At 65.0% G+C, this 5,967-nt stretch carries 10 protein-coding genes; 4 read left to right on the plus strand and 6 right to left on the minus strand.

What is annotated here, in order from left to right:
- A partial coding sequence (locus AX690_RS09540) for a recombinase family protein (RefSeq protein WP_066730335.1) occupies positions 1 to 707 on the plus strand: 707 nt, incomplete at its 5' end.
- Positions 708 to 842: 135 nt separating this feature from the next.
- Here AX690_RS09540 and AX690_RS09545 read toward each other — a convergent pair.
- The 3 genes from AX690_RS09545 to AX690_RS09555 all read right to left on the minus strand — a co-directional run bounded on the left by AX690_RS09545 (position 843) and on the right by AX690_RS09555 (position 2,524).
- Complete coding sequence (locus AX690_RS09545; RefSeq protein WP_004212926.1) at positions 843 to 1,157, minus strand: ribbon-helix-helix domain-containing protein; 315 nt, start codon at positions 1,155 to 1,157, stop codon at positions 843 to 845.
- Positions 1,154 to 1,807, minus strand: coding sequence for a ParA family partition ATPase (parA, locus tag AX690_RS09550; RefSeq protein WP_004212927.1), 654 nt, complete (start codon positions 1,805 to 1,807; stop codon positions 1,154 to 1,156). Before parA ends, AX690_RS09545 begins: the two co-directional genes overlap by 4 nt.
- Before the next feature lie 75 nt (positions 1,808 to 1,882).
- Positions 1,883 to 2,524 carry a hypothetical protein gene (locus tag AX690_RS09555; protein ID WP_062069512.1) on the minus strand — a complete coding sequence of 214 codons (642 nt, stop codon included), beginning with the start codon at positions 2,522 to 2,524 and terminating at the stop codon, positions 1,883 to 1,885.
- Positions 2,525 to 2,927: 403 nt separating this feature from the next.
- Here AX690_RS09555 and AX690_RS09560 point away from each other — a divergent pair, with 403 nt between their 5' ends.
- The 3 genes from AX690_RS09560 to AX690_RS09570 are packed head-to-tail and all read left to right on the plus strand — an operon-like array spanning position 2,928 to position 4,092.
- Positions 2,928 to 3,194: a type II toxin-antitoxin system RelB/DinJ family antitoxin gene (locus AX690_RS09560; RefSeq protein WP_004212930.1), complete on the plus strand. Its 267-nt coding sequence runs from the start codon at positions 2,928 to 2,930 to the stop codon at positions 3,192 to 3,194.
- The gene (locus AX690_RS09565) at positions 3,181 to 3,462 is read left to right on the plus strand and encodes a type II toxin-antitoxin system YafQ family toxin (RefSeq protein WP_004212931.1); all 282 of its coding nucleotides are present in this window, start codon (positions 3,181 to 3,183) and stop codon (positions 3,460 to 3,462) included. The genes AX690_RS09560 and AX690_RS09565 overlap by 14 nt, the downstream gene beginning before the upstream one ends.
- Positions 3,463 to 4,092, plus strand: a complete 630-nt coding sequence (locus AX690_RS09570) for a histidine phosphatase family protein (protein WP_231732160.1) — start codon at positions 3,463 to 3,465, stop codon at positions 4,090 to 4,092. It begins immediately after the preceding gene.
- Here AX690_RS09570 and AX690_RS09575 read toward each other — a convergent pair.
- From AX690_RS09575 to AX690_RS09585, 3 genes are read right to left on the minus strand one after another with little or no spacing between them, the layout of a single operon-like run.
- Entirely contained in the window at positions 4,089 to 5,051 is a 963-nt protein-coding gene (locus AX690_RS09575; RefSeq protein WP_004212934.1) for a tyrosine-type recombinase/integrase, read from the minus strand. The two genes, AX690_RS09570 and AX690_RS09575, sit on opposite strands and share 4 nt — an antisense overlap.
- Entirely contained in the window at positions 5,048 to 5,443 is a 396-nt protein-coding gene (locus AX690_RS09580) for a hypothetical protein (protein ID WP_062069509.1), read from the minus strand. The genes AX690_RS09575 and AX690_RS09580 overlap by 4 nt, the downstream gene beginning before the upstream one ends.
- A 37-nt stretch (positions 5,444 to 5,480) precedes the next feature.
- A complete protein-coding gene (locus AX690_RS09585; protein WP_066687741.1) occupies positions 5,481 to 5,855 on the minus strand; it encodes a hypothetical protein in 375 nt (124 codons plus the stop codon).
- Between the last annotated feature and the right edge of the window lie 112 nt (positions 5,856 to 5,967).

A 5,967-nucleotide genomic window follows, 5' to 3' on the forward strand; every position in this document is an offset into this window, starting at 1 on the left:
TGCACACCGGCGACGAGCTGGTCGTGCTGCGGCTCGACCGGCTCGGCCGCTCCACGCGCGATGTCCTGAACCTGGTGCATGAGCTTGATGAAAAGGGAGCTTCGCTGCGCATCCTTGAGCCAGAGGTGACGACGGCGGGCGACATGGGGCGAATGGTCATCACCATACTCGGCATGGTCGCCGATATGGAGCTGAAGTTCATCAAGGATCGTCAGCGCGCCGGGATCGAAGCGGCGCGCGCCGAAGGCGTTTACAAAGGCCGGAAGAAGAACGTCGATGACGATGAAATCCGCCGTCGCCTTGCCGCCGGCGCCAGCAAGGCCCGCGTTGCCCGCGACCTGAAGGTCTCACGAATGACCGTCTATCGGGCGCTCGACATTATTCCGTCACAGACCAAACTGCCGGAAAAGCCGCCCACTGCCAGCATCGCCCTGCATCTGATTATCGAGAACTTCAACAAGCGTGGAAGAGGTAGAAAACCCGCTCGGGAGCGGATTGAGGCGATGCTGGAACGCGACTACGCCATGGTAAAAAACGGCAATTGTGATTACAAACTGACCGTCGCCTATGACCCCGATCCGGATGGCATTTCCCTTGATGAGGAAATCCAAAGCCTCCTCTCCGAGATGTTCAACATCGCAGAGAGCTACAATTGCTCCATGGAAGCCGATATCTACGAGGTCGGTGGTCAGCAACGGTCCTGGTAGAATCAATCAAGCGTTCAGTGTTCGTTCTTCAACCTGGCCAAAATCGCAGCTTCGGGCCGACTGGGCCAAGATGGCGGACACGATTAGCACGGCCATGAGTTTTCCCCTAAGCTATATGTTTGCATGTGAACATGCTCACTTGCCTACAGGACTTTCCCCCATCTTTCGGAGCCAGTCGTTGAACGCCTCGGCCATCGCGTCCTGCAAGCTCATGCCGTGCTTGCGGGCGGTCATGTGCATGGCGAACGACATTTCCGGGCTGAAATAGCCCGTCATCGCCTTCTTGCCCTGACGGCTCGGCGCAACCGGGCTGCTGCTCGAACTGCTGCCGGTGCCTACGCCAGTGCTGCGGGCGCTCGGCGCGGCCGCCCTTCCCTCCGGCTCGGCCGTCGCCGGCGTCGGCGCTGCGTCCCGATCCCGCAATGCAAGCAATGATCCCTTCCGGCTCATGCGCTGGCCCTCCGCTTCCTATCTGCTGGCATGTTTACATGTTCACATGCCCACTTGTAAAGCTGACGCACCTCATCGGCCGCCTTGCCATTCGGTTCGATCTCCATCACGGTTTTTCCCTCGGTCGCCGCATGGCGGAACGCGGCGCGATCCGCGACACGCAGCGGGCAGGCGTCCAGCCCGTAACCCTGCACGAGCTGCGCCGCCTCGTCATACATGCGTGGCGCGGTCGGGCTTCCCGCCGTGAAGATCACGAAAGCGGGCTTGCCGCGCATCTTCACAAGGCTGGCCGTGGTCTTGATCGCGGCCAGGTCGAACGCGCTCGGCCGACAAGGTATCAACACCAGGTCGGCCGCCTCGACGGCGGCGCTGGCGGCGCTGTCGGCATGGGGCGGGGTGTCGATCACGATGAACTCCGCGCCCTGCGCCGTCGCTTGCTCGATCTTGGCGGCAAGGCGAGGGGGGGCGCTGTCGATCACGACCGGGGGCGCGTCCTGCCGCCATGCCGCCCATTGGCTCGCCGTCGCCTGCGGGTCGAGGTCGATCACCAGCGCGGTATGCCCGGAATCCTCGGCGGCTGCGGCCAGGTGCAAGGCGAGGGTGGTCTTGCCCGCGCCCCCCTTCTGGCTGATGATCGCGATTGTTGGCATGTGAATATCCTTACATGAACTCATGTTTGCATGTGGTCATAGCGCAAGCGGCTATCGGATGAAAGGGCAGGGCGTCTAGCCGTCCTCGCCGCCCTCATCCTCGCTGTCATCGTCCAGCGCCTCATGGCTCATCTGGCCGTGATCCTCGATCGGGCAAAGCGGCGCTCCGGCCTGCTCAAGCCATTTGCGCGCGGTCCTCGCGGTATAGCCGCACGTCGCGCACTCGCATTTCAGCATCCGGGTTTTCTGCTCCTTGGGCGCGGTCGACTCCCCGTCCGTGTCGAGACGGGCATGGGGGAGGGGGCCAGCGGCATCGAGGATCGGTGCGACGGCCGCAAGGAACGCCTCGCCGGGGGTGGTGGCGCGCATAGGCCCGACCAACCCCAGCCCCAGCGCGACCCGTTTAAACGCCTTCCCATGCCCTGCCGGGATGCCGACGGCGGCATGGACCAGCTCATGCGCGAGGATGGCCGCGATCTGCGCCGGCATCGCATCGGGCGCGTGCGCTAGGTCCGGGCGAATGAAGATTTCAAAATGCCCGTCCGCGCTAAGTCGGTTGTCCCAGCACTCACCGATCGCCTTGCCCTTCGCGCCTCTGCTGGTGAAGCCGATCGCCACGCGTAAGCGGTCGGGCAGGGGGGCGTCCAGCGCCTCGAACAGCAGAGCCATGCCCTGCGCCACGGCATTGAGCCAGCTTTCGCGGGTTTCGTGGGTCATCGTCTTTACTCCCTTCAAATCGCCTGTCCGGCGATGGCCATGCCATCGGCCGGAACACGGACGCCCAAGAACGCCGGCGAGAGAGGGGGGCAGCGGGAATCTGCGGGAGTGGTGCGCGGCGCAGGGAGGCGCAGCCGAGTGAGCCACGGTCCCGCTGATTGCCGTTGCGGGGGAGAGGCGGCCGGGACCGCCTTTCCCCCGGCACTGCTGCGCGAGATCCGCGCAGCGATCTCGCTTCCGCCATGTGGATCGTTACCTTGGGCCAAGACCGCTTGCGGGCTTGGGGAGCGTGAGCGACTAGAGCCACGGTGCCGCGCCAGCGGCAGGCGCATAATCACCGCACCCATTGCCAAAATCAGATTTTGTGACTACATTGGGACTACGTTTTCAGAAGGAAATCCCAATGGCTGTTTCCGACACCTATGTCCGCGCCAGGATCGACAATACGACGAAGGAACGCGCCACCGCCGCGCTGGGCGCGATGGGCCTTTCGATCTCCGACGCTATCCGGCTGCTGATGCTGCGTATCGCCGACGAACGGCGCTTGCCTTTCGAGGTCAAGGTTCCGAACGCCGCGACACGCGAGGCAATGGCAGAGCTGGCGGCGGGGAAGGGGACCAAGTTTGCCAGCGTCGATGCGCTGATGGCGGACCTCCATGCGGACGATTGATCGTTCGACCCGGTTCAAGCGCGACTACAAGCGGGAATCAAAGGGCCGACATCGAGCGACCCTCGATGCCGATCTTCTGCCCGTCCTGGCCGCGCTCGCGACCGACACGCCGCTTGATCCCAAATACCGCGACCATGATCTGAGCGGCGATTGGGCGGGCTACCGCGATTGCCACGTCAAGCCCGATCTGGTGCTGATCTACGCCAAGCCCGACGACGAAACGCTGCGCCTCGCGCGCCTTGGCTCGCATAGCGAGGTATTCGGATAGATGACGCATATGCGGGCGATCTTCATCCGCCACGGCGAATCTACAGGCAACGCCGGCGTGCCGTGTCGCGATCTCGCGACGATCGAGCTGACGGAGCACGGCCACGAACAAGCGCGCCAGGTCGCGGCGAGCTGGACGCAAGCGCCCGCGCTCATCGTCACGTCGCCCTATACCCGCACCCGGCAGACGGCCGCGCCGACGATCGCGCGCTTCCCCGGCGTCCCGGTCGAAGTCTGGCCGATAGAAGAGTTCACCTATCTGCAACCGGCGCGCTGGAACGGCACGCGCAGCGCCGAGCGGATGCCGCACCTCGAACGCTATTGGAGCGAGGCCGATCCTGATTATTGCGACGGGGAGGGGGCGGAGAGCTTCGCCAATCTGCTCCGGCGCTGCGAGGCGGCGCTTGCCCGCCTCGCCGCCATGCCGGCCGCTTCGCTGGTCTATGTGTTCGGGCATGGGCAATTCATCCAGGCCGCGCGCGCGATCGTCGCCGACGCTCATCTGGACGATCGGGGCAAGATGCTCGGTTTCTGGCACAAGGGCGAGCCGCCCGCGATCAGCAACGCGCAGCAGGTAGGGTTCCATTGGCAGGGCGGGCGCTGGGGATGTGCGCCAGCGATCGCCGCCTAGATCAACACCCGCTCCACCTCGTCCAGCGTCACGTCATCGGGCCGGCGGTCATAGAGCTGGGTCGTGCGGGTAGAGCTGTGGTTCGCCATCGTCGCGGCCGTCTCCAACGTGCCGCCGTTTTTCAGATAGGTGGTGATTCCGGTCGCGCGGAACGAATGGTTGCCGATCGCCGTCCCGATCTCGGCCGCGCCTGCGCGCCGGCGCACCATCGCGAAGGCATTGGCTTGGGGCAGGGGGGTATCGCTTAGTCGCTTAGTCCCGCGTGCGATCGTGCGGAACAGCGATCCCTTGCGATCCTCACGCAGCGCGCACCCGTCGATATAGGCGGTCAGATAATCCTCTAGATTGTGATGGCAGGGCATTTCATGGCGCTTGCCGCCTTTCTCGTGCAGTCGGACCCATAGCCGCCTGTTCTGCATGAACACGTCCTCGACCCGCATCGCTAGCGCCGCGCCGATCCGCGCGAAACTATAGACCATCAACCCGATCAGGGCGCGGTCGCGCAGGCCCGCATGGGTGGTCACGTCGATGCTGTCGAGCAACCGCCGCGCCTCGTCCGGGGCCAGCACCGGCGTCTTGCCGCGCCGCTGGCTATGCGCCGGCCCGCGCACCGATCCGGCAGGGTTCACCGGCACGATATGGCCCGTCACCAGCCAGTCGAACAGGTGGCGCACGCCGGCGAGCTGCTGCTTGACGCTGGGCGCGGCCAGCTCGCGCCCCAGCGCCTCGACCCAGGCCGCGACGTGGAGCGGTTGCACGGCCTCAAGCGAGGCGACGCCGCGCGCCTCACACCAGGCCAGGAAGTCGCCGGCCGCGCGCATATAGGCGCGGCGCGTATGCGGGTTGCGAATGGTGACGGCGAAGAACTCAAGGAAGCGCAGCCGCGTGGCGTCGTCGGCCGCCGCGATCAAGGCCGGCAACGCCAGCGCCGGCGAGGGCAGGGGGGCGAGCTGGTTCATCGTGCGATCTTCTGCCAACGGGCCGGCTCGGGGCGAGGCTTCGCCAGCTCCCGGCGCAATTCGTCAAACATCTCATCAGCGGGACGAACGCGGCCCGCCTTCACGTCCTCAAGCCCGCGCGCAACCGACTCGTCTAATATCCGGCGTAGCAGCTCGTCGCGCAAATCGCGGTGCGGCTCCATGTCGATAAAGTTCTTGACGATCGCGAACACCGCCTCGGACGGATCAACGAAATGGCCCCGCTCGACCTGCGCCAACAGCCAATCGGCCATGTCGCCGGGTAGATACGCCTCGAAACGCAACCCGCCCGCGCGCGCCTGCTCGCACAGCGCCTTGGCTTGGTCGCGCTCGGCGTAGTTGTCGGCAAAAGCCTCGTCGTCATTTTCGATCATGCCGGCATCCCTTTTTGCGGTGGATCTTCGGAGGCGTTTAAACGCTCTCTGCGGGGTCGCCGCGATAGCGCACCCAAAGGTCGCCCATCGCGTCGCGGTAGCCCCAGGCATCGGCGTAGGTGGTCGACTCCTGCGCCAGATAGGCCATGACCGTAAGCATATCCTCGGCAATGACGGCATCGACGGCATCGACGTTGCACAAGTGGATGATCGGGAAATGCCCGCACTCGTCGCCGTTCCACCAGGCCAGCAGGAAATCCGCGACCTTGCCGGATGCGCCGGTTTCGGCCGCGCGTGTGGGCGGCCGCGCGATCGGCAGCAAGCTGCCGATCGCCGCGCCGGCCTCATCGAAACTGACGGCCCGGATGACGGGGCGACGTTGCGGGGGTGTCGTGGCGGCCGTCCCGGTCATGCGATCATGGTCCCTAGAGTGTGTGATAAAGGACATTATCACATATAGAAGCGCGACGCTAGCGAAACGACCACCGCAGGCGCCGAGATCCCGAACTCGCCCCCTAATCTGG

Source organism: Caulobacter sp. CCH9-E1, assembly GCF_001556515.1.
Taxonomy (GTDB): domain Bacteria; phylum Pseudomonadota; class Alphaproteobacteria; order Caulobacterales; family Caulobacteraceae; genus Caulobacter.